Source organism: Halolactibacillus sp. JCM 19043, assembly GCF_001310395.1.
Taxonomy (GTDB): Bacteria; Bacillota; Bacilli; order Bacillales; family Amphibacillaceae; genus Halolactibacillus; species Halolactibacillus miurensis.
In genome coordinates, this window is record NZ_BAXD01000002.1 from 137,477 (window position 1) to 158,587 (window position 21,111).

Genomic DNA, 21,111 nt, shown 5'->3' on the forward strand with positions numbered 1-21,111 from the left:
TTTTAGGGGGTAAACAAATGAAGATTAAAGGTAAGTTAATCAGTTCTTATATCGTGATTGCGCTACTTGTGTTAGTAGTGGGCGCGGCAGGTATTTGGGGCACGGGTGAAGTACAAGATGATGCACGTTTATTGTATCGTAATCGAGTCGAGCCCTTAGGTGTCATGACAGAAATGATTCAAACAGCAGAGAATTCGCGTGTACAATTATTATCAGGTGTCACAGAGGAAGACCCAGCAGGGGGAAATGATGCGACAAATACGATTCAATCAATGAATGGATTGCTTGAAACGTATGGAGCATTTGATATGGAAGCTAATGAACGTGAGTTATTTAACCTTATGTCAGAGCAGTGGCATACATATAGTGCTCAAGCAATCGATAATGCCCGCTTAGTATCAAATGGGTCATTTGAACAAGCGGCTAGTGGGATAGCGGCCATTGGTAATGATTTTCGAACTTTTCGAGAGACACTTTATCAATTGCGTGACGGAAGTTTAGATATCGCAAAGAATGATTATGATAATGCATCACAATCTTTTGAATGGGCTCGATCCATTATTTTCTTTATGGCGATTGGCGTCATGATTTTAGCAATTATTTTAGGTGTCGTAATAGGGCGTTTAATCGGTAACCCGTTAAAACGCATCGCTGCTCGTTTAACAGCGATTGCTCAAGGGGATTTAACTGGAGACTTGCTAGAAAACAAGCGTAAGGATGAAATTGGTGAATTAACTGAGTCAATGAATATGATGCAAGAAGACTTACAAGCCGTGATTCGTAGTGTATCGAATGCCGCTGAACGCGTCTCTAGTGCCAGTGAAGAACTCACGCAATCCTCACTAGAAGTCCGCGAGGGATCTGAACAAATTGCGTCAACGATGCAAGAATTATCATCAGGTTCAGAAACACAGGCACATACTGTGTCAACGTTATCTGAGAAAATGGAGTTCTTCTTACAAAAAATCGCAGATGCGAACGAGAAGACAGAAAATGTTTCAGAAGAATCGATTACCGTCATTGAAAAAACAGATGAGGGTTACAAAATGATGGAAGAAGCACTTAACCAAATGTTGAAGATTGATACGATTGTTAATGACGCAGTGAAAAAAGTGTCAAGTTTAGAACAACGCTCGAACCAAGTATCAAAACTTGTTGATGTTATTCAAGATATTGCCGAACAAACGAACCTATTAGCTCTAAATGCCGCGATTGAAGCAGCGCGTGCAGGTGAACATGGTGCTGGCTTTGCAGTTGTTGCCGATGAAGTGCGAAAACTCGCAGAAAATGTATCAGATTCTGTTAGAGAAATTACGACCATTATCCAAGGGATCCAAGGTGATACGAAAGAAGTCGTTAATGCATTAGAATCAGGCTACAACGAAGTGAACACAGGTACAGTACAAATGGCACAAACGGGTCAGAACTTCACTGTCATTAACGATGCGATCAAACAAATGGTAGAAAAGGTTGAGTATGTATCACGTACGCTTTCTGATGTGACAAATGAGAGTGTCCTTATTAATACATCGATTGAAGAGATTGCTTCAGTCTCTGAAGAGTCAGCTGCAGGTATTGAAGAAACTGCCGCCTCTTCTGAGCAGTCCGCTAGTTCAATGAATGAAATTTCATCTAGTGCGAATACACTCGCAGAACTCGCTGAAAGCTTAAGTAAAGAAGTGAGCCACTTTAAAACAATTTCATAACTAAAGAGCGCCCCTTTATTCAATGTGTCATTGGATAAAGGGGTTTTAATTATTTCAATGAGGGCTAGTCCAACTGAGAACGCGCCAATATTCGTGTCTTTTTAACTAGGGTCCGATAATTTTTTGCTAAAGTATTCGTAGTTGAAGTCAAATTAATTGACTATCGCCTAGGTATTGTATAACCTGTGTATAGATATTGTATAAGAAACGACTAATTTTTTCTTTAATATTGCCGATAGTAATAAAGTAAGCATCATTTAATATATCAATCAATAGATAATACATTGGACCTATGTTTGAAGGGGAGTCCAGATGGAGGAAAAGATGGAAACAAAACTATTTCAAAACTGTGAAGCAAGTGAACTGATTATGGAAGCTCTAGAAAGCAATTTAGCGATTATTCAATTTGATCTACAACGCCGCGTGTCTTATGTGAATCCTTTATTCGCGGCAACGGTAGGGTATCGTCCTGAAGAAATGAAAGGCATGCATCATAAAGAACTCTGTTTCGATACATTTAGTAAAAGTCAATCGTATGATGATTTTTGGAATGATTTATATCATGGGAAGAGTTTTCAAGATAAGATTGATAGAAAATCAAAGTCAGGTAACCGTGTGTGGCTTGAAGCAACCTATATGCCGTTAAAAGATCAGTCGGGTAAAGTGGTGGGCGTTGTGAAAGTCGCAACAGACATTACTCACCGTCAAGATACGATAACGAATGTGGTTGAACAATTGAGTGAAATGTCGAGTGTATTAAATGAACGTGCACGGACCGGGATTAGCCGCAGTAAAGATATCGCCAAACAAGTGGATCAAATTGATCAAGCTTATGACGCGTCTCAAAAAACATTAGAAACGCTTCAAGGAAATACGGCATCAATTCAAGATATCGTCAAAACCATTCGTGGCATTGCCTCACAAACCAATTTACTTGCCTTAAATGCGGCGATTGAAGCTGCTCGAGCGGGTGAACACGGACGTGGCTTTAGTGTTGTAGCCGATGAAGTGAGAAAACTTGCGACCGGTGTTGATGAGTCAATTGGCGAAATCCGTCAAAACATTGACCAAATCACCAGTGAAATTTCACAAATTGTGAGTGATGCAAAAGACGTACAAGACAATATTAAACAGACAAAACAAGAAGTCAACACTGCGACAACAGACTTTGATAATGTATTAGATGCCGCAGAACAATTATCTAAGCAAGCGGAAGAAGTGACCACGATTATCTAAGCTGAAGATGTGGGTAGTGAAGCTGAGAAAGCCGGGTTTTTAAGGGAAGTGAATCCTTAAAATATCCGGTTTTTTTCTGTTTATAAAAATATTTGCTTTCATATCAAAGGAAGCAGACATGAAGTAATGGTTAAAGAGCCTGAATCTATTAGCTTCCTGTAATTACATAATTTAAGTGTCAGAAGGTACAGTGAGAGAAGAAAAAGATAAAATGAAATCAATCGATAGCCTCTCTACAAATGTTGGATTTTCCTTTAATATAAGAATTCCAAGAATATTTGCGAAAATACATAGAGATGAAAAAGAAAGAAGGTCTAAAAATGAAGCAGACATTTATTTTATCAGCGGTAGCATTATTCAGCCTCACATCATTTACTCTAGCGGTATCGGCTGAGGATGGGAGTGCGATCATTACCCCGGATTCACTGTTATATGAAACGACACGTGAAATAGAAGAGGTGGTGTATGATTTAACGGAAGAAACAGAAAATAAGGTTGATCTACAAACAGAATACGCGGAAAAACGTTTGGAAGAAGCAGAAGAGGAATTGGAACAAGGGGATACAGAACAAGCGGAAGCGCTGCTTGAAGAAGTGACTGAGCATGAGCAAGAAACTGAAGCGGTCATTGAAGAAGCAGAAACGACAGGTGAAGATTTGGCCGCACTGAGAGAAAAATTAATTAACAAGATGGCAGAGCGTCGTGAAAAAATGACAGCGCTCATGTCACGTGAAAACTTACCAGAACAAGCGAAACGTGGCATGGCAAAAGCATTGGAAAATCAAGCGCGCGCTTTAACGAAAGCTCTTGAAGCGATAGAAAAAGTTGATACGGATGAAGATGAGGAGCTTGATGACTTAATCGATGACATGGATGATCAAGCAGATGATAGCTTAGAAGCGGAAGCAGAAGCGTTAGAAGCTCTAAAGGAAAGTGAAGAAGAACGATTGGAAGAAATAGAAGAACAACAAGAAGCTGAAGAAAAACAAGCAGAAGCGTTAGAAGAAGCCGCGGAAAAACAAAAAAAGGCTGAGGAAAAAGCGGCCGAACAATTAAAAAAAAGCTGAAGAGAAACAACAAGAGGCATTAGAAAAAGCTGAAGAACAACGCGAAAAGGCGGCAGAAAAAGCCGCAGAAAAACTTAGAAAAGTACAAGAAAAAGCTGAAAAACGAGGAAAATAAACCAGTGAGTAAAAGACCGGATGCATGTTAACTACCTAAATTGGGTAGTCAAAATGTGTGTGTCCGATAAGTTTCTAGCTAGAGGTGAGTCTATGAGAAAGTGGTTAATCATCTTGAGTTGTTTGTATCTCGTCGGTTGCCAGAATGAAGCGGCCAAGAGTGAACAAGTTCAACAGACACAAGGTGGAGATACAGAACTAATACAGTCGATCAATCAGAAGGAAAAAGGTGTCTTTTACTTTAATAGCGATAAAGGTTTGACACTGACAGAAAACCAAGGTTTTCAAGTGATAGATGAAGAAACAACAACGGTAACATTTGAAAAAGATCGCTTAAAGGTGATTGTTTCTGTACTAACGAATGAAGACAGTTCAACGAAGATTAAAACGGCATTGAAACAAAGTGCAGGAGATATTAAGATACTGAATGAGAAAGAAGAATTTCTATCCTTTCAGACATTGCGCAATGAACCGATGCGCTTCGATATTTATCTAACGAAGACAAATGAAGTGACGTACTTAAAAACATTCATTATAAAGGCAGACTATTTTGATCAACAACAATCGGATATTCATGCATTTAATGATGCGCTTATCTTTGATGGTATTTGACCCGCCCTAGGCATAAAAAACTTCACCTTCTTTTTAGGTGAAGTTTTTTGTGCTTTCAGTCATGTAGTGTGATTGTTATTCTCCGTCTAACAAGGCTTCTGTGTTGCTGCCACCAGGTGGAACAATCGGGTAAACATTCTTCTCATCTTCAATCGTAAAGGATATAACGTAGGGTCCACATTAATTTGACAAAAGAGGCTTTTATTTTTTGAAGTGTCGTCAAGCGGGCCTTCGTCGCTTTTATTTTTCTTTTAACGGCGTTGATTTGTTCTTTTTTATTACTCATGTACACTTTCTTCAATTCTTTTTGCGCTGATAGAAGAGCGCGCCCTTCTTGAACAGCACTGTTCGCATAATAATCATTTAATCCGTAACGTTGCTTTAACTGTTGATGGATGGAGACAAAACTTTTCTCTTTCAAGCCCCTAAGCTCACGGCCCCCCGCTTGATAGCGAAAATGTTTAGCTTGATTAAACACCCGGAGGTGTGATCCATGGACATAACAAAGTTTGCGTCTATCTCATGCTTATATAAGCGATTTGAAAAAATAGCCTTCATGCCCATCGTGCCCCCCTTTTCTTTGTTTTGTGACGCTCAATATCAGTGTCTTAATTATACCATGAGGAATATATGTTTGTTACTTCAAAAATATTCAAAACAAGCGATTCGTCACCCGCCTAGTGCTGACGCACTTGAGGAAGGTGTCTTCTCGACCTAAAACGATAAAAAAGGTTCACAAAATGTTCATAAAGAAAAATATTAAAACTTGACGAGTGTCAATTTTTAATTGTGATTTATTCGTTATAGTAGAGTCAACAACAAAAAAGGGAGGAAACAAATATGTTAGAAACGATTAAATTAGAACAACTTGGTTGCCCAAGTTGTGTGAAGAAAATAGAAGTAGGCGTGAAACAACAAGACGGGGTGAACAGTGTTGACGTATTGTTTAACTCAAGTAAAGTAAAAGTGGACTTCGATGAGGAGACGATTACACGTAAAGATATTGAAGTTGTCATCGAAAAGCTAGGTTATACAGTAAAAGGTTAAGCTCATGCCCCCTTATTTTTTAAGGGGGTTTTCTTTAAATGGCATTGGGACAAACGCCTTAGGAAGAGGTGTTGATAGGGATATGTGAAAAAGAAAATAAATTAGATGAAAAAAGAGGAGGTAAGTTCATGGCTCAAAAAATGACGAAGTTTAAATCTGTTGCAATGATTAGCTCGGGGTTACTCATTGGATTAGCGCTTATTTTTAATCTGATTGGTAAGGACTATTTCATTGATCCTATACTCATTGTGGCGACGGTACTTACGGGCATCCCGGTTGTTTATTTTGCCTTACAGGCGCTTAGAATGAAATATATGAGTATTGATTTACTCGTCTCGATTGCCATCATTGGTGCCATCTTTATTGGAGAGTATGTAGAGAGTAGTGTCGTCGGCTTCTTATTTTTATTCGGCAGCTATCTAGAAGCTCGTACTTTAGCACGCACCAGGCAATCGATTCAATCACTCATGGCATTAGCGCCAGAAGAAGCGACCCTCTTAAAAGATGGGCAAGAGGTTGTTGTCAGTGTGAGTGACGTGGCGCTCAATGATATTGTCATTGTTAAAGCGGGGGGAAGGTCCCGGTTGATGGGGATATTATTTCAGGTGAAGCCCAATTAAATGAAGCCATGATGACAGGAGAAAGTGTACCAAGAGAAAAGACAACAGGTGATGCCGTCTTTAGTGGGACGATTGTCGATGAAGGTTATATTAAAGTGCAAGCAAAAAAAGTCGGGGAAGATACCGCCTTTAGTCAAATTATCGAATTAGTTGAAGAAGCGCAAGACCAGAAGTCGCAAACAGAAAAGTTTCTCGATCGTTTTAGTCACTATTACACACCTGGGGTGGTAATATTAAGTGCTATTGTCTATCTATTGACGAGAGACTTGCATTTAGCGATTACCTTTTTAGTGATTGCCTGTCCAGGGGCGCTTGTGATTGGTGCTCCGGTATCCAATGTGAGTGGAATTGGTAATGCGGCTAAAAACGGTGTGTTATTAAAGGGCGGCGACGCTATTGATCGCTTTAAACAAGTGACAACATTTATGTTTGATAAAACAGGCACACTGACAAAGGGTGAACCAGCCGTCACAAATCAAGTATCCTTTATTGATGAAGACTGGCTTTTCGTGGTGGCAGAACTTGAACGTCACTCTGAGCACCATTTAGGACGAGCGATTGTTGATTATGCTAAGAAAACAGAAACATTAACTGATTGTCACTTAGATGTGACGCTCGTGAAAGGTCAAGGCTTGTTTGGGTTTTATGATGGTGTGCGCTATCTGATTGGTAACCGTCGTTTAATGGATGAGCATGATATTGCGTTAGCGCGGGATGTTCATGAACAAATTGAAACCGAAGAAGCCCAAGGGAAAACGGCAGTTATTGTCGCCAAAGAGAAAAAGGTGATTGGTTACCTTGTGATTAATGATGTTATTAGAGCGGAAGCTAAAGATGCGTTGTTACAGCTTAAAAAGTACGGGGTACGCGACTTAGTCATGTTGACGGGAGATAATGAAAAAACTGCTCAATATGTAGCGAAACAATTGGGAATCACTTCTGTTCGAGCTGAATTACAACCGAAAGATAAATTGGAAGAAATCAAACAAAAGACAACAACGTGGTGAAAAAGTTGTCATGGTCGGTGATGGTGTCAATGATGCTCCGGCTTTAGCGCTCGCTGATATCGGTATTGCGATGGGGCTATCTGGAACAGATGTCGCGATTGAAACCGCGGATGTTGTCGTGATGAACGATCGATTAGATAAGATGGTTCACGCCTATCGGCTGGCGAAGGCAACAGTGAGAAATAGAACTCAAAATATTGCGCTTGCGTTATTGACGGTGTTCTTTTTACTTCTCGGTGTGTTAAATGGTACGATACATCTAGCATCGGGTATGTTTGTGCACGAGGCAAGTGTCTTAATTGTTATTATAAATGGTATGCGTTTAATTCGCTTTCGATTAAGGAAATAATAAAGTAGATTATCAAAGTGAATCGACAAAGAGGAGAGATAAAGATGAGTGAGCGTCATCATATGACGGGATGTGTCAGGCGGGTCCCGATTTTTAATCATTTACCGGAAGAGCAGCTAAATGAAGTGATGAAGACAGTCCATTCAAAACCTTTTTTAGCAGGTAGCTTTTTATTTAAAGCAGGGGATAAATCAACGGGTCTTTATGTTGTGCATACAGGGAAAGTGAAGTTATATCGATCAAATGAAGAGGGGAAAGACCAGCTCGTGCGTCTATTATTACCGGGGGATTTCACCGGGGAATTAGGGCTGTTTTTAGATCAAGACCATGATGTGTTTGCCCAAGCTGTGGAAGATAGTCAAGTCTGTCATATTAAGCAATCAGATATAGAGACGTTATTAACTGCCTATCCAAAGATTGCTTTAACACTGTTAAAACACCTTGCTAAGCGCTTAGATGAGTCAGAACGAGCGCTACAACAAGCAACGTCAGGTCCAGTGGATGTTCGGCTGAAAACCTTTATTCATCAATTAGTACCGGGAGCGCACTATCCAATTGAATGTGAGTTACCAATGAAACAAAAAGATTTGGCAAGTCACTTAGGAACCACACCTGAAAGTATTAGTCGCGCAATTAAACGATTAGAAAAAAGCGGCGAAATAAAAAAACTTGGACCCAAATCCTTTAGGATTTTAAAACCATTACAATAAGTAAGAGGACTCGCTGTTTAAGTAAGCGGGTCCTCTTATATTACTGTGATTCTTTTAACGTTTCAATTAATTCAAGATAGTCTTCTTTTGATATCTCTCCCTTCGCATAACGCTCTTTAACAATCGTGATGGCGTGGTCGTTTGATGGCTGTTGTTTTGTTGGTTGTTGATGATGTGCATGTGATTGTTTTGATTGTTTTACAATCAAAACAATCACTAAGACAATTAAGCCGATCATAAATAGTAACGGCAGGTAGTTAAGAAACCAGAACCCAAAGCCCCATCACCTGAAAAACCAAAGCCGTCGCGGAAATTACCGCCGTAGCGCCAAAAATGCATGTTGATCATCCTTTCATTCCTATTTATAAGTTGTTACTGGTACGGGATAAAATTATAAAGCTTGTTTGATTTCGTTGTATTCCTCTACGGAAATCTCGCCTTTTGCCAGACGTATATCAAGCATTTCTCGTGCCGAATTTATAGTCCCCATTGACCTTCTGTTATGAGTGTCTTTCGGTGCCATATATTGATAGAGTAAAAATCCAATGAGGATAATTGCTAAAAACATCATCTAAAAAATCCTCCTTTTAAGTGTCTACTAGACGTATATTGATTATCAAAAATTGATAAAAAGACATACGGACATAGATTTTGCCTCCATGTCTTTAGTGTTTAATAAGTGTGTCCCATCATGCCGCGTCCGAAACGATTGCCTTGGCCATTACCTAAACCATTACCACGGCGTAGACCTTGTCCTGGTGTCATGTTGCCTTCTTCGTTTTGAGAGCGATAGCCATAACCATAACCTTCGCCGGTGCATTCTTCAGGGTGATTCTCTAACATCTCTTCGCGCCACTGATCGAAGTCCTCTGTTCCAGCGTAGTTCTCAAATTCGGGATGATCTCTTAACGGATAGATATGTTCAGATGCAAGTACTGCTGTTGTTAAACCTATTAAAAGAAATCCAATGAGTGATAACCCAATAATTTTTTTCATATGTGATTGCCTCCTTTTCTTGATACTTTAACTATACAAAGAAGAAGTGAAGAACTTATGAAGATGAAAAGAAAAAGATAACCCTTTTCAAAAGTGTCAATGAAATCAGGGGAGAGAGTGTGAAAAAACGCTGTCACGACGTTGTGACAGCGTAAGATATTAAGATGTATAAGACGTAATGAGTGTCATGTTACCAGCGAGGTCAAATGTTTTCACGCCGTAAGGTAAGATGAAGTGCGCGCCTTTTTTAATAGGATAAACGTCGCCGTCAACGGTCAGTGTCCCTTCACCATCAATCACACTTAATTGAAGGAAATCTTCTGATTGGGATTTTGTCACCTCTCCTGTTAATGTCCATTTCTCCACAGTGAAGTACTGTTCTTCTACGAGGTGGGTGATGGTTAGGTCGTCTTCAGTTGTTTGGGTTTGACTCAGTTCAGGGTCTTTATGTGGCACTGTAGTGACATCGATTGATTGATCTAAATGTAGTTCACGTGTGTTACCTTGGTCGTCGGTACGGTCGTAATCATAGACACGATAAGTAATGTCAGAACTTTGTTGCGTTTCTAAAATAACAATCCCTGCACCAATCGCATGAATAGAACCGCTTGGCACGTAAATGAAATCACCTTTTTTAACTGGTACGTAGCGCAGTAATTCATCCCACTCCCCGTTTTCGGCTAGTGTTTTAAGTTCTTCGTTTGTTTCAGCATGGTGGCCAAACACGATTTTTGCGTCTTCTTCAGCGTCTAGTACATACCAACATTCTGTTTTTCCGTAAGGGACACCTTCTTTTTCGCGCGCATATGTATCATCCGGGTGTACTTGGACAGATAAGTCTTCCGTCGCATCAAGTATTTTAACTAACAAGGGATAGGCTTCTGTATCTGTTTCGCTGCGATTAAAATAATCGCGGTTATTTTCCCATGCTTCTGTTAGTGTCTTACCTTTCAGTGGCCCATTTTCAATTGTACTTGGTCCGTTTTCATGTGCAGAAATTACCCAAGCCTCGCCGGTCTTGTCTGATGGGATGTCATAATGAAACTCGGTTTTTAATTTATCTCCACCCCAAATACGTTCTTGCAAGGTAGGTGATAAAAATAATGGTTGTGTTGTCATAATTACGCTCCTTAAAGTTTCTTTTATTATTAAATAAATACATTACTTATTAGTATAGCTTGTCTATTCTCATATTGAAAGGAAAGACAAAAGTTTTCGTTATATTTCAGGGGATACGAGTGCAGCGGCACCAATTATGCCTGCCTCTTGATTGAGTTTTGCGGGAACAATCGGAGTATCTCCTGCGTCTTTGTTTAACGTATAACGCTTAACATAATGTCGAATCGGTTCAAATAGTGTATCGCCGACTTGGCTTACCCCGCCACCAATCACAACAATTTCAGGGTCAAGTGAGTTAATAAGTGAGACCAATGCCATTCCCATTCGTTCAATGACGGTATCAAGATAAGGTACCATATCTTTGTCCTGCGCTTCGTAAAGGCGAAAGGCTTCTTCAGTAGAAATGCTTGTGCCTTTTAATTTTGATGCTTCTCGACTAATGGCCGTCCCAGAACAAATATGTTCAAAACAGCCGTATTGACCGCATACACATTCACCAAACGATGGATCAATCACCATATGTCCCACATCACCCGCATTGCCCTTTCCACCAGAAATAAGTGTATTTTTAGAAATGATACCAGCGCCAATCCCGGTGCTGATCGTTACATAGAGACTATCCGTGTAATGTTGACTAGCACCAAAGCTGTGTTCAGCTACTGCAGCGCAAGAAGCGTCATTTTCTAGTCGGATAGGAACAGAAAAGTATGCGCTCATAAGCTTAACAACCGGAACATTGCGCCAACGTGGTAAGTTAGGTGGATAGGTAATCATCCCGTGTGAAATATCTAACGGACCAGGTGCGCCAATCCCAATACCGTATAGTTGATTGTCGTCAATACGGTGCTTTTCTAGTAAAGTTTTTACGTGTACAATGATTCGCTCAATCATCTTCGTGGGTTCAATTGTTTGATCTGTCGGTAATTTATCATAACCGACGACGTCTCCCGTTGTTGTGACAAGTCCAATGGCCGTTTTTGTTCCACCAATATCAATGCCTAAAGCATACATGTAAACACTCCTTGATGCATTATTTTTTGTTTAATGTGTCAGTTAAATTTTATCAGTTTCTTTGTGGATATTCAATGATTAAAAAGGTTTATTTAAGTTATCGTTAACTTAATGCATGCGTCTTTTGCTTATGTGTATGTAGCGATAATAAATAGACTTAATATTTCTATTGAAAACAGTTTATGAATGATTGTGGAATAAGGGATAGAAGAGTCAATGGAAGCTTAATCACATAATATGAGTAAAAATTCCAGGGTAATTATATTTTATAAAGTTAACAGATAAGTAATTAATTAAAAAATATTAAGTTTTTTGTTGAAAAAATTACTTAATAATATATAATTAAAAAATGTTAGCGGTTTCAAAAATAAAGGAGGCGTTGAATGAATGAAAAGGTACAAAAGAAAATTAATGCGAGGCATGGCTTGTATGATGCTGATGCTTCTCGCCCTGCAAATGGTCTTACCCTATGTGGAAGTACAGGCAGCCCCAAGTGGACAGGTGCTAGATATGTCCGACCCAGAAGCATCTCAGTATACGAAAGAACTTTTTGCTTACTTAAAAGGTCTAGGTGGCGATGAGATTCTATTCGGTCAACAGCATGCGATTGATGAAGGATTAACGTTGACAAACGACGGTAACCGCGTCGCATCCGATCAGTCAGAAGTGAAAAATGCAGTAGGGAATTATCCCGCAATTTTTGGTTGGGATACAAATAGTTTAGATGGACGCGAGCGTCCAGGTAATGCGATTGGAGATGTTGCATTATCGTATGAAGAAAGACTCAATAATTTGGCGGCATCGATGAAAAAAGCTCATGAACTAGGCGGGATTGTGACACTTAGTATGCATCCAAATAATTTTGTGACAGGAGGTAACTATAACGATACCGCAGGTAACGTTGTCAGAGAAATCCTCCCAGAGAACAGTCAACATGAAGCGTTTAACGCATGGTTAGATCAAATTGTTGATTTATCGCATAAAGTAGTGGATGAAAATGGCGAAGCGATTCCAATCATTTTCCGTCCATTTCACGAACAGACAGGCTCTTGGTTCTGGTGGGGGCAAAGTTCAACGACCCCAGAGGATTACAAAGCGATTTTTCGTTATACGGTCGATTACTTACATGAACATGGCAATCATAATATTTTAATTGGTTTTTCACCTGGTTCAGGTCCTAGTGGTGATAAAGACCGCTACTTTGAGACGTATCCAGGAGATGACTATGTTGATATTTTAGGTATCGATAGTTATGACAATAAAGCGAATGCGGGTAGTGAGGCTTGGATTAATAGTGTTGCGGGTGACTTACATATGCTCGCAGAAGAAGCGGAGACACGAGGCAAAGTGTCAGCTTTAACAGAGTTTGGTTATAGTGCTCAAGGGATGAATGAAACAGGCAACACGTTAGACTGGTGGACAAAAGTGTTAGACGGCATTATGAATAATGCTGCCTATCCAAAAGCAAAAGAAACGTCATATATGTTAACGTGGGCAAACTTTGGTTTTCCGAATAATATGTATGTACCATATAAAGATGTAAACGGAGATTTAGGTGGTGACCATGAATTACTGACTGATTTCACAAAGTATTATGAGGATCAGCGTACTGTATTTGCGAGTGAAGCAAACATCTATAATCAAGGTATTGACTATACAGTTAGTGACCATGACATGGACCTTTTTGTCGTGGGACCAACAAATGGTACGAAGTTAACGACAGCACCGACCACATTACGCGCGAAAGTAAACCATGGCATTCATCCGCTCGTCACATATCAAGCAAGTACAGGTGAAGAAGTCGAAATGGTGTTAGATGGTAATTACTACACGGCCACATATACACCAGATGCTCTGTTTAATAATGGCTCTGTGGATGTGACCTATCGCTATTATGAAAACGATGAAATGATCGATCAAGAAAGTCATCGTTATTTTGTGACGATTGATGAACTTGTTGTTAAAACGTATGATTTTGCTGAGAATATTGACGGTATTAAAACGAACGGTACTTACTCAGACCTATCAGGAGAAGCGCCTGAATTGTCGTTAAGTCACAGTGACTTCAACAGTGGTATGCTTAAGCTTGACGTGACCAATATGGAGCCCGAAGCTTGGTGGCAAGAGCTTAAACTGGAACTAACCGATATATCAGCTGTTGATTTAACAACTGTGAATCAGGTTGAGTATGACGTATATGTTCCCGTCTCAGCCGGTGAGAAGGCATTGGTGAATACTGTGATGTTGCCACCGGACTGGGAAACAAAATACAGTCATGAAGTAAATGTGCATGACTATGATACTGTCACTGTTGATGGTAAAGATTATTATTTAGTAAAAGCTACCGTGGATCTTCCGAAAGTAGAAACAGCAGAAAGTTTAGCTATCTCACTTGTCGGAAAACAATTAACCTTTAACGATCCATTCTTTGTTGATAATATTACCTTAAAAAATGTCTACCGTGAAACGGTAAAAGACCCGCTTGTAGTGGATGATTTTGAAAGCTACATGGGAGATGATGCTTTACTCGATCGTGCCTATAGTGATAATGGTGATCCGATTGCGATTTCGTTATCAGAATCAGAAAAACAATCAGGTGATTATGGCCTGACATTTGATTATATGCTCGGCAGTGCGGGTTACGCTGGCAAACAGATTTCACTTGGAAGCGTTGATTGGTCAGAGGCAAATGGTGTATCTTTCTGGTTAAAACATGAAGCGCAAGACGAAAGACACCTGACGGTTCAAATTCAAATAGGTGGTGTAAGTTTTGAATCAAACGTGGCATTAAGTGACGCTTATGAAGGGGTTGTCACGATTCCATTTAGTGAATTTGCGCCGGCACATTGGGAAAGTAACCAAACAGCGATCATTGATTCGGAACGGATCCAACAAGTAACCCAATTTGCCCTTTATATGGGCGGAGAAACAGGGGAAGGCACGCTTTACTTTGATGATATTAAAGCAACAGACATTGAAGCGGCTGACCCAGTGCCAGATAAAGAAGACAACGGACCGGTAGAACTTAAGCCAATTCATTTTACCTTTGATGAATCAAAAGAGGATTTCTCTGGTGCTGATTTTGACGTAAAAGCAGGTCATCTAAATGGAACGGTTAACTTAGAAGGTAAAACAGAAGTTAAGCGTAGTTTTGGTCAATCATTGGATGGCTATCACTATATTGTCGCAAGAATCAAGTATGATAGTGACCAAACAGAAGCAAATGCCCTAAAAGCTAAAGTCTTCATTAAGACAGGTGATGATTGGGCATGGTCAGACAGTGGTGAAACAACACTTAAGCGCGGAGAATATGTTGATGTCATTTTTGATTTATCAACTGCCGAGAACTTAAGTGCTGTACGTGAACTTGGCATTGAATTCATTGGTGCATCAACTAAAGACGCGGTCGTTGATATTGATTCTATAAGTATAGTAGAAACGTTAGACCAACTTCCATCAGAAGCACCAGGTGAAGAAGAGGAAGACTCAGAAACTCAGGCGCCAGGTGAAGACGCGGAAGATACAGAAACACCAACACCAGGAGAAGACGCAGAAATAAATGAACAAACAGACTTAACGCAAAAACAAGACCAGCCCAATACGTGGGTCGTTAATGATGTGAAACCTGTTATAAACATAACAGAAGAGGTATTAAGTTCACTTGATGAAAATGATTGGTTAGAGATTAACCATCATACGGTGACAGTGGGAGTTCCAGTCGGTATGTTACAAGGACATGGTGACGTCACGTTTACTACGAAGAATGTGACGGATACACTTGGTGCGGACTTAGACCTAATCAGTGACTTAGTCACCTTTACTTTATTAGATGGATCAGGTCAGGCGATTGATTTTGATGGTGGTCGTGTGCGATTAGCATTTAATGCTGATTTAAGTGATGTTGCAGGTCTTGACTCGATCAAAGTTGTCTATGTCAATGACCAGGGCGAACAAGAAGCCTTACTAGATCCAATTGATATCGATCAAGAAAACGGCCTTGTTTATGCGGAAGTTGAACACTTTAGTAGCTACGGGGTGATTGTAGTTGAGAGTGAAGAAGGAGCATCAGCTGAAGAAAATGTGACAGATGAGAGTATTTCTGGCGAAGTATTGCCTGAAACAGCGACGTCAACGTATAACGTTATGTTTTTGGCGGTAGTTGCTGTTACAGCTGCATTCATACTATTCTTCGTAGAAAGAAAAAAACGCAGACAATCGCTGCGCTAACGGATTAAAAAGGAAAAGCATTGTCTTCGTGATAGACGAATAAAAGAGTGGCAGGTATCATTGCCACTCTTTTTGGTGATTCTGTCTCATCAAGGTGACATAGAAAATAATTGATCGATAAAAGCGGGTAACGTATCAATTTGTGTTAAACGCTGAATATGCTGTTTATTTTCGACAAGTTTCGTAATGAAACCATAAAGGGATTGTAAGTCTTCTTTTGTATCTTTGCCAACGTTTAACAGAATAATAAACTGAACTTTTTTATCGCCCCAGTCAATCGGTTTATCTAATGTCATAATACTGACGTGGGTCTTTTTTGTTTGTGCTGTAATCGGATGTGGGATCGCAATTAAGTTGCCGTAGGCGGTCGGGGCAATCTTTTCGCGCTCAAACACATGAATTAAATAGTCGTTCGGCAGTTGCAGCGGTGCTTTTAATTGTTTATATAAAAAGTTAAGGGCTGCTTCTTTTGATGCAGCGTCTTGTTTTAAGAAGATGGCGCGCTTATCAATATATTGCATCAAATCTTTATAATCTGTTTTAAAATACGTTTCTACTTGGTGGAGATCTTGTTCAGTCAAGATGGCATTTACTTCGACAACGGGTACCGGTAAATTCTGTTTGATTGGGACGGAGCTAATAATAAGGTCAATAGCGTCAAAAGGAAGCTGATTGATTTTATAGAACTCTGATGTGCCTAGAATATTGATTTTCGAACCGAACATAGCTTGTAACTTATATTTAATCAGTTGGGCACTACCAAGACCAGAGGCACAAACGATAAAGCAAGCAAGCGGCTTATCTTTTAACTTTTGTCGTTCGATGGCCGCGCCAATATGAAGAGCTAAATAACCGACTTCATTTTCGTCAATGGTAACTTGGAGTGTTTCTTCTAGGACGACACCGGCAATAATGCCAGCTTCAAAGGCTAACGGGTAATTCGCTTTAATATCCTCAAGCATGGGGTTTCTGACGTTCATCCCATATTTAAACCGGTTCATCGCGGGTTTTAAATGGAGACCAAGCCCAAGAATAAGTTCACGGTCATGTTGAATTGATAAGCTGAGTTTATCTTCAATTGCTTGAAGCATTTGTTCGGTTACAGACACAATCGGGGCAGGTAACCATTGTTTTAAGTCATCTTCTGATTGGTTTTTTTGGGTGACGATTTTAGTCCCGAGTAAATGAATCGCAATGTAGCACACTTCTGTTTCAGGAAAAGCAATGTTTAAAATCTGTTCACTCGCCCTGACGATTTCTTTTGCGACCGTATACTCACGTTCATTTTGTATATCAGCTAAATCGTGCTGAAGGAAATCAATTTCATGACCGTCTTTAATGCGTTTATAGGCGATCGCAATATGAATAAATAAATTGTTTAAGGCGATATCAGATAGAGAAATATGATGCCGTGAGGTTGTATCAATCAGTAACGCCCATAATGCTTTTATTTGTTGGTCGGTGACATGGGTTAGGTCGGTTAATTGCTTTTTCCAAACCATTGTTTCGCGCATATCACGTTGGTCAAAAATAAATTGAGACAAGGCAAACCGGCGCTTAACTTCAGAGCCAATCAACTTCATCCCATAATTTGGTTTGTGCTCAAGGGTGAGTTGATACGTTTTTAATTGTTCTTTCACTTGACGCAAGTCACTTTGAATTGTTGAGCGACTGACATGCATGTCATCCATGAGCTCATCCATTTTAATGTGAGCATCAGCTAGTAAAAACCGTTCAATTAAATAGTTGATGCGTTGGTCTGGTTGTGAAAAGTCATTGGCGTAGTGTTCATATACATATGATTTTAAAAACTGTCTAAACGATGGATCGTCATGAATCGCTAACGTATAACCTTTTCCTCGTGTTGACGTAATCGTTGCGCCGTGGGATTCAAGGGTTTGATCCAGTTCTTTCATGTCATCTCTAATAGTCCGCGAGCTGACGTCAAGAATATTGGCGAGCGTCTGGCTCGTTAACGGGGTATCACTACCGACAAGTTCTTTTAAAATCGTGGTTTGTCTATGATGCACGGGATTCACCTCCTTATCATTTAAATATTGTTTAAGTCTATTATAACAAAGGAATCATCGTACATTTACTTTGCCGAGAAACATCTCAACAAAGTATACGTTTTACTATAATAAGGCACGAGCGCAATGCGAAAGCATTGCGCTACAGGACCATTATGAACTCGATACTAAAAGCGACCGAGGCTATTTAGTTAAGCGATTTGTTTCTGTTAATTGTTTGAACCAATAAGCGCTCTTTTTAGCTGTGCGATTTTTTGTCTTTAAATCAACCGAGAAGAAACCGTAACGATTTTTGTAGGCATTGGCCCATGACCAGTTATCCATAAACGTCCATAAATGATAACCTTTCACGTGACACCCTTCTTCAATGGCGCGGTGGAGCCAAGTTAAATGCCCGTGGATAAAGTCAATTCGGTAGTCGTCTTCAATCCGTCCATCTTTAATGAAACGTTCTTCGTTTTGAACACCCATGCCGTTTTCTGAAATAAAACAATCAATATTGTCATAGTTGTCGCGTAAGTTGATCATAATATCGTAAATGCCTTTTTCGTAGATCTCCCAGCCGCGGTAGACATTCATCTTACGGCCTGGCATCTCGTAATTATCAAAGAACCAGTCCGGTAAGAAGGGACTATCGGGATGCGGAGTATGAGCTTTAGCCTTCACCCGGCGCGGCTGATAGTAATTCACCCCAAGAAAATCAATCGGGTTGTCTTTTAGTAGCGCCTTGTCTCCAGGCTCTGTCTTAGGTAAGTGATCATAGTCTTTTAATAAGTTAATTAAATCCTCTGGATATTCACCTTTAACGGCAGGATCTAAGAAACTGCGATTAAAGAATAAGTCGCAAATATGGCTCGCTTTTAAATCGCTCGGATGCTGACTTCTTGGGTATGACGGTGTTAAGTTAAGGATGATACCAATCTTACCGTCATAGTGTGCGTGATAATGAGCGCACACTTTTTTATGGGCAATCATCGTATGGTACGCAACTTGAAAAGCGCGTTTAGCGTCGACGACGTTCGGATAATGAAAATCATATAAATAGCCACCTTCAACCGGGACAATCGGTTCGTTAAAGGTAAACCATACCTTCACCCGGTCACTAAAAAGTGAGAAGGCTGTTTTAGCATAGTCTACAAATTGATCCACGACAGCGCGTGATTCAAAACCGCCTTGTTCTTGTAGGTGCATCGGCATATCGAAGTGAAACAGATTGACGAACGGTTCAATATCATGAGCAATAAGGGTATCGATCACATCATTATAGAACGAAACCGCCTCTTGATTTACCTGACCTGATTCATCTAATAGGCGCGCCCAAGAGAGTGATAAACGGAAGCTGTTGTGACCGAAGTCTTTCATATTTTTAATATCTTCTTTGTAGCGGTGGTAAAAGTCAGATGTCTCACTGGGCCCAACCTCATCAAAGAAGCGATTAGGCTCTAAGTCATACCAGTGATCCCAAATTGTTTTTACTTTTGTGCCATGTTGGTTACCTTCTGTTTGTTCAGCTGAAGCGGCAGAACCCCAGTAGAAGTCTTTTGGAAATGTGCGTGTTGTCATAATAATCCCCTTTCTTATTTATTGCGATAAATTTCGATAATTTCAATCGCTAAATCGCGAACAGTCATCGATGTCATTAAGTGATCTTGAGAGTGAATTAAGATCAAGTTAATGTCTTTGCTGTCACCGCGTGCTTCTTGTTGAAGCAAGTCGGTTTGAAAGCGGTGTGCCCGTGAAAGTTCTTCGTTAGCTTCGGTGATTTTGGCATCAGCGGCTTCAAAGTCGCCTTCTTTTGCTTCTTGGATAGCTTCCATGGCGCTTGATTTACCGTTACCGGCAAATAGAATAATTTGAAACGCGATTTCTGTCATAGATTGCATAATGTTGTCCCCCTCTAAATCGTTGAGATAGTAACGGCAGGCGCAAGTCACCTGGCCGTTGTTTGTGTTTTTATAGTAGTTAAATTAATTTGCTTTTTGTTCTGTTGCGTAGTATTGTTTGTCAATCACTTTAAGGAACGGTAACCAGATGACAAAGACAATAGCCATATTGATCATCTGCATTACGGAACCCATGATGTTGTTACCGGTGGCGAGATAACCGCTTAAGATAGCCGGTGTTGTCCAAGGGACGATAACCCCAGCTGGTCGTGGGACAAAACCAATCGACATTAATGTATAAGTCACAATCGCGACAATAACGGGTGCGAGTAACCACGGGATAATAACCAGTGGGTTCATAATAATTGGCATCCCGAAGATAACCGGTTCGTTCACGTTAAAGAGCCCAGATCCAATCCCAAGTTTCCCTAAGTCTTTAAGTTGACGACTCTTTGCGACAACAAAGATCGCAAGTAAAACGGCAAGCGTCATCCCAGACCCACCAATACCAACGATAAACGTATCGATGAATTGTTTTGTGACGATGTTTGGTAACACGTCAGCGCCAGATTGGAATGCTTCTAAGTTTTGGTCGTTTAACGCATACCAGATTGGGTCAAAGATGGAGTTAATAATGATTTGACCGTGTAAACCAAAGAACCAAAATACTTGGATGAGCAGTACCGCAATAATTGTTGCCGGTAGACCGCTACCGAGTGAGGTAAGTGGCGCTTGAATAATCGTGTAAATAAAGTTTTGAACTGTATCGTAAGGTGTGAAACCAAACAGAATACGGATAGTTAAGAAAATCGCGAGTGTTAATGAAATAGGAATTAAGGCACTAAACGAACGCGATACCGCACTTGGTACACCTTGAGGCATTTTAATGGTTAAGTTCTTGCTGACAAATAATTGATACAATTCAGCAGCGATAAAGGCGGTGAAAATACCTAAGAACATACCTTCAGCACCGAGCACACTGGTTGGAATAACATTGGCCGTGTCACCGAGCACTTGTGGCGTTAAGACTAAGAACGCCGCAATACTTACAGCTGCGCCGTAAATGGCTTCTCCACCGCGTTGTTCAACCATCTTATAACCGATCCCCATAATAACGAACAGACCCATAATCGTCAGTGTCGCTTGTGAAGCAGGACTAAGTGCTTGTTGATAGGCTTGGTAAGCGTCTTCGCCAATGAGTTTATCTAAGAATGGTAAGTTAGCTAACACAACAAAGATTGACCCGAAAATAATAATCGGTAAGGCAACCATAAAGCCATTACGTAAAGCGGTGAGGTAGCGGTTATTATTAAGTTTGTCCGCTACTGGTAATAAAACGTTTTCAAGCATATTCATAAATTTATTCATTGCTAAACC

General features: G+C 40.2%; 19 protein-coding genes and 2 pseudogenes. 11 read left to right on the forward strand and 10 right to left on the reverse strand.

Annotation, left to right across the window (positions count from 1 at the left end):
- The first annotated feature begins 17 nt into the window (after positions 1 to 17).
- The 5 genes and pseudogenes from JCM19043_RS02340 to JCM19043_RS02355 all read left to right on the forward strand — a co-directional run bounded on the left by JCM19043_RS02340 (position 18) and on the right by JCM19043_RS02355 (position 4,735).
- A complete protein-coding gene (locus tag JCM19043_RS02340) occupies positions 18 to 1,706 on the forward strand; it encodes a methyl-accepting chemotaxis protein (RefSeq protein WP_062319652.1) in 1,689 nt (562 codons plus the stop codon).
- Positions 1,707 to 2,075: 369 nt separating this feature from the next.
- Positions 2,076 to 2,408: pseudogene (locus tag JCM19043_RS18530) on the forward strand (PAS domain S-box protein); the annotation flags it as partial.
- Positions 2,409 to 2,507: 99 nt separating this feature from the next.
- A pseudogene (locus JCM19043_RS18535) lies at positions 2,508 to 2,942 on the forward strand (methyl-accepting chemotaxis protein); the annotation flags it as partial.
- A gap of 320 nt (positions 2,943 to 3,262) precedes the next feature.
- Positions 3,263 to 4,009, forward strand: coding sequence for a DUF5667 domain-containing protein (locus tag JCM19043_RS02350; RefSeq protein ID WP_062319654.1), 747 nt, complete (start codon positions 3,263 to 3,265; stop codon positions 4,007 to 4,009).
- 207 nt (positions 4,010 to 4,216) lie between these two features.
- The gene (locus tag JCM19043_RS02355; protein ID WP_062319656.1) at positions 4,217 to 4,735 is read left to right on the forward strand and encodes a hypothetical protein; all 519 of its coding nucleotides are present in this window, start codon (positions 4,217 to 4,219) and stop codon (positions 4,733 to 4,735) included.
- Positions 4,736 to 4,883: 148 nt separating this feature from the next.
- Here JCM19043_RS02355 and JCM19043_RS02360 read toward each other — a convergent pair whose 3' ends face one another.
- The gene (locus JCM19043_RS02360) at positions 4,884 to 5,213 is read right to left on the reverse strand and encodes a hypothetical protein (RefSeq protein WP_156321313.1); all 330 of its coding nucleotides are present in this window, start codon (positions 5,211 to 5,213) and stop codon (positions 4,884 to 4,886) included.
- A gap of 362 nt (positions 5,214 to 5,575) precedes the next feature.
- On the opposite strand from JCM19043_RS02360, the gene JCM19043_RS02365 reads away from it, so the two are divergent.
- The 5 genes from JCM19043_RS02365 to JCM19043_RS02375 all read left to right on the forward strand — a co-directional run bounded on the left by JCM19043_RS02365 (position 5,576) and on the right by JCM19043_RS02375 (position 8,468).
- Positions 5,576 to 5,782, forward strand: a complete 207-nt coding sequence (locus JCM19043_RS02365; RefSeq protein WP_062319660.1) for a heavy-metal-associated domain-containing protein — start codon at positions 5,576 to 5,578, stop codon at positions 5,780 to 5,782.
- Between the two features lie 128 nt (positions 5,783 to 5,910).
- Positions 5,911 to 6,402 (forward strand): hypothetical protein, encoded by a 492-nt coding sequence (locus JCM19043_RS17200; protein ID WP_231631364.1) that lies wholly within the window; start codon positions 5,911 to 5,913, stop codon positions 6,400 to 6,402.
- An 8-nt stretch (positions 6,403 to 6,410) separates the two neighbouring features.
- Complete coding sequence (locus JCM19043_RS17205) at positions 6,411 to 7,409, forward strand: cation-translocating P-type ATPase (protein ID WP_255349924.1); 999 nt, start codon at positions 6,411 to 6,413, stop codon at positions 7,407 to 7,409.
- Positions 7,410 to 7,419: 10 nt separating this feature from the next.
- Entirely contained in the window at positions 7,420 to 7,758 is a 339-nt protein-coding gene (locus JCM19043_RS17210) for a hypothetical protein (RefSeq protein ID WP_231631376.1), read from the forward strand.
- Between the two features lie 44 nt (positions 7,759 to 7,802).
- On the forward strand, positions 7,803 to 8,468 hold the full coding sequence (locus tag JCM19043_RS02375) for a Crp/Fnr family transcriptional regulator (RefSeq protein WP_062319662.1): 666 nt from the start codon (positions 7,803 to 7,805) through the stop codon (positions 8,466 to 8,468).
- Positions 8,469 to 8,508: 40 nt separating this feature from the next.
- Here JCM19043_RS02375 and JCM19043_RS02380 read toward each other — a convergent pair whose 3' ends face one another.
- The 5 genes from JCM19043_RS02380 to JCM19043_RS02400 all read right to left on the reverse strand — a co-directional run bounded on the left by JCM19043_RS02380 (position 8,509) and on the right by JCM19043_RS02400 (position 11,594).
- Positions 8,509 to 8,706, reverse strand: coding sequence for a hypothetical protein (locus tag JCM19043_RS02380; protein WP_062319664.1), 198 nt, complete (start codon positions 8,704 to 8,706; stop codon positions 8,509 to 8,511).
- Between the two features lie 153 nt (positions 8,707 to 8,859).
- Positions 8,860 to 9,039, reverse strand: coding sequence for a hypothetical protein (locus tag JCM19043_RS02385; RefSeq protein ID WP_062319665.1), 180 nt, complete (start codon positions 9,037 to 9,039; stop codon positions 8,860 to 8,862).
- 101 nt (positions 9,040 to 9,140) lie between these two features.
- A complete protein-coding gene (locus JCM19043_RS02390) occupies positions 9,141 to 9,464 on the reverse strand; it encodes a hypothetical protein (protein WP_062319667.1) in 324 nt (107 codons plus the stop codon).
- A gap of 159 nt (positions 9,465 to 9,623) precedes the next feature.
- The gene (manA, locus tag JCM19043_RS02395; protein ID WP_062319669.1) at positions 9,624 to 10,583 is read right to left on the reverse strand and encodes a mannose-6-phosphate isomerase, class I; all 960 of its coding nucleotides are present in this window, start codon (positions 10,581 to 10,583) and stop codon (positions 9,624 to 9,626) included.
- Positions 10,584 to 10,682: 99 nt separating this feature from the next.
- A complete protein-coding gene (locus JCM19043_RS02400) occupies positions 10,683 to 11,594 on the reverse strand; it encodes an ROK family protein (RefSeq protein WP_062319671.1) in 912 nt (303 codons plus the stop codon).
- A gap of 387 nt (positions 11,595 to 11,981) precedes the next feature.
- Here JCM19043_RS02400 and JCM19043_RS02405 point away from each other — a divergent pair, with 387 nt between their 5' ends.
- Positions 11,982 to 15,821: a glycosyl hydrolase gene (locus JCM19043_RS02405; protein WP_062319673.1), complete on the forward strand. Its 3,840-nt coding sequence runs from the start codon at positions 11,982 to 11,984 to the stop codon at positions 15,819 to 15,821.
- An 89-nt stretch (positions 15,822 to 15,910) separates the two neighbouring features.
- Here JCM19043_RS02405 and JCM19043_RS02410 read toward each other — a convergent pair whose 3' ends face one another.
- From JCM19043_RS02410 to celB, 4 genes are all read right to left on the reverse strand, one after another.
- Positions 15,911 to 17,851: a BglG family transcription antiterminator gene (locus JCM19043_RS02410; RefSeq protein WP_062319675.1), complete on the reverse strand. Its 1,941-nt coding sequence runs from the start codon at positions 17,849 to 17,851 to the stop codon at positions 15,911 to 15,913.
- A 183-nt stretch (positions 17,852 to 18,034) separates the two neighbouring features.
- Positions 18,035 to 19,414 (reverse strand): glycoside hydrolase family 1 protein, encoded by a 1,380-nt coding sequence (locus tag JCM19043_RS02415; protein ID WP_062319677.1) that lies wholly within the window; start codon positions 19,412 to 19,414, stop codon positions 18,035 to 18,037.
- A gap of 14 nt (positions 19,415 to 19,428) precedes the next feature.
- Positions 19,429 to 19,734 carry a PTS lactose/cellobiose transporter subunit IIA gene (locus JCM19043_RS02420; RefSeq protein WP_062319679.1) on the reverse strand — a complete coding sequence of 102 codons (306 nt, stop codon included), beginning with the start codon at positions 19,732 to 19,734 and terminating at the stop codon, positions 19,429 to 19,431.
- Between the two features lie 84 nt (positions 19,735 to 19,818).
- On the reverse strand, positions 19,819 to 21,102 hold the full coding sequence (gene celB / locus JCM19043_RS02425) for a PTS cellobiose transporter subunit IIC (protein ID WP_062319681.1): 1,284 nt from the start codon (positions 21,100 to 21,102) through the stop codon (positions 19,819 to 19,821).
- Positions 21,103 to 21,111 lie beyond the last annotated feature (9 nt).

What these genes read in the sequence shown, in the direction of transcription:
- JCM19043_RS02355 (WP_062319656.1), top strand. Translation starts at nt 4,217, where the DNA reads ATGAGAAAGTGGTTAATCATCTTGAGTTGTTTGTATCTCGTCGGTTGC.
- JCM19043_RS02385 (WP_062319665.1), bottom strand. Translation starts at nt 9,039, where the DNA reads ATGATGTTTTTAGCAATTATCCTCATTGGATTTTTACTCTATCAATAT.
- JCM19043_RS17200 (WP_231631364.1), top strand. Translation starts at nt 5,911, where the DNA reads ATGGCTCAAAAAATGACGAAGTTTAAATCTGTTGCAATGATTAGCTCG.
- JCM19043_RS17205 (WP_255349924.1), top strand. Translation starts at nt 6,411, where the DNA reads ATGATGACAGGAGAAAGTGTACCAAGAGAAAAGACAACAGGTGATGCC.
- JCM19043_RS02405 (WP_062319673.1), top strand. Translation starts at nt 11,982, where the DNA reads ATGAAAAGGTACAAAAGAAAATTAATGCGAGGCATGGCTTGTATGATG.
- JCM19043_RS02390 (WP_062319667.1), bottom strand. Translation starts at nt 9,464, where the DNA reads ATGAAAAAAATTATTGGGTTATCACTCATTGGATTTCTTTTAATAGGT.
- manA (WP_062319669.1), bottom strand. Translation starts at nt 10,583, where the DNA reads ATGACAACACAACCATTATTTTTATCACCTACCTTGCAAGAACGTATT.
- JCM19043_RS02365 (WP_062319660.1), top strand. Translation starts at nt 5,576, where the DNA reads ATGTTAGAAACGATTAAATTAGAACAACTTGGTTGCCCAAGTTGTGTG.
- JCM19043_RS02340 (WP_062319652.1), top strand. Translation starts at nt 18, where the DNA reads ATGAAGATTAAAGGTAAGTTAATCAGTTCTTATATCGTGATTGCGCTA.
- JCM19043_RS02420 (WP_062319679.1), bottom strand. Translation starts at nt 19,734, where the DNA reads ATGCAATCTATGACAGAAATCGCGTTTCAAATTATTCTATTTGCCGGT.
- JCM19043_RS02415 (WP_062319677.1), bottom strand. Translation starts at nt 19,414, where the DNA reads ATGACAACACGCACATTTCCAAAAGACTTCTACTGGGGTTCTGCCGCT.
- JCM19043_RS02380 (WP_062319664.1), bottom strand. Translation starts at nt 8,706, where the DNA reads ATGATCGGCTTAATTGTCTTAGTGATTGTTTTGATTGTAAAACAATCA.
- JCM19043_RS17210 (WP_231631376.1), top strand. Translation starts at nt 7,420, where the DNA reads ATGGTCGGTGATGGTGTCAATGATGCTCCGGCTTTAGCGCTCGCTGAT.
- celB (WP_062319681.1), bottom strand. Translation starts at nt 21,102, where the DNA reads ATGAATAAATTTATGAATATGCTTGAAAACGTTTTATTACCAGTAGCG.
- JCM19043_RS02400 (WP_062319671.1), bottom strand. Translation starts at nt 11,594, where the DNA reads ATGTATGCTTTAGGCATTGATATTGGTGGAACAAAAACGGCCATTGGA.
- JCM19043_RS02350 (WP_062319654.1), top strand. Translation starts at nt 3,263, where the DNA reads ATGAAGCAGACATTTATTTTATCAGCGGTAGCATTATTCAGCCTCACA.
- JCM19043_RS02375 (WP_062319662.1), top strand. Translation starts at nt 7,803, where the DNA reads ATGAGTGAGCGTCATCATATGACGGGATGTGTCAGGCGGGTCCCGATT.